This is a genomic window from Streptomyces sp. NPDC021562, assembly GCF_040640875.1.
Lineage (GTDB): Bacteria > Actinomycetota > Actinomycetes > Streptomycetales > Streptomycetaceae > Streptomyces.
On the sequence record NZ_JBFACN010000110.1, the window covers coordinates 1 to 1,161 of the forward strand.

A 1,161-nucleotide genomic window follows, 5' to 3' on the forward strand; every position below is an offset into this window, starting at 1 on the left:
CACTCGCAGAATTTATTGCCAAAAGCAATCTTCTAAATCTTACAGATATACACCCTGCATATAAGACAATGAATTTATTGGAGTATGATGCAGCGACAGTTGGAAATCACGAATTTAATTATGGAATCGATTTTCTTATGAAAAGTTTAACTGGCGCTGATTTTCCCGTTGTAAATGCAAATATTTATGTGGATGATCATAATAACATGGAGGAAGATGATCTGCATTTTTTTAATCCGTATGTCATTTTGCCTCAATCTATTCGAACAGAGGAAGGAAAAGAGGAGACATTAAATGTTGGTGTGATTGGCCTGCTCACACCGATTGCAGCAGAATGGGACAAGGAATATTTTAAAGGGAATTTAATCATAAAGAATATGAGTGAAACAGCAGCTGAGCTAGTTCCGAAAATGAAAAAAGAGGGTGCTGATCTAATCATTGCCCTTGTTCATGCAGGACTGCAATCAGATGGAGCTCTTAAAGAAAAGCAGGGGAATAATGTAGTCGATGTGAGTATGGTGGAAGGGATTGATGTCTTATTATTTGGACATTCTCATGGCCTGTTTCCGAAAAATGGTGAAAAGAATACAGATGTCATTAACCATCAGGCCGGAACGATAAATGGAAAGCCAACCGTTCAAGCAGGCTTTTGGGGAAATCATCTTGGAATTATTGATTTAACGCTGGAAAAAAGAGCAGGTGAATGGAAGATAACGGCATCCAAATCACAAGCAAAACCAATTATCCGAATTATTAATGATAAAAAGGTGCCAGTTGTTTCACCATACCAGCCGATTGAGTACTTAATGAAGCCTTATCATGAGCAAACATTGGAGTATATTAAAAGCTTAAAGGAATAGCTGTAAGCAGGAAAATTGCTTCTAGGACTGTAATCATTCTATAGTAATATAGAGAACAAAAGGAGGTCAGAAAAAATGTCGAAAACATTAAAAGATGCTAAGTTTTCTGTCCTTGATTTATCGCCAATTACAGAAGGAAGTACAGCAGCTGCTGCTTTTAAAAATTCATTAGATTTAGCACAGCATGCGGAAAAATGGGGATATAATCGGTATTGGGTTGCAGAACATCACAGCATGCCAGGCATTGCGAGCAGTGCTACGTCTGTGCTGATTGGATATATAGCAGGAGGCACGAGCAAAA

Annotated in this window: 2 protein-coding genes; both read left to right on the plus strand. The window is 38.0% G+C overall.

Annotated elements, in window-relative coordinates:
* A partial coding sequence (locus AB0G52_RS41280) for a metallophosphoesterase (protein WP_361344479.1) occupies positions 1-860 on the plus strand: 860 nt, incomplete at its 5' end.
* A gap of 75 nt (positions 861-935) precedes the next feature.
* Positions 936-1,161, plus strand: a 226-nt coding sequence (locus tag AB0G52_RS41285) for an LLM class flavin-dependent oxidoreductase (protein ID WP_361344482.1), incomplete at its 3' end; no start/stop codon positions are given.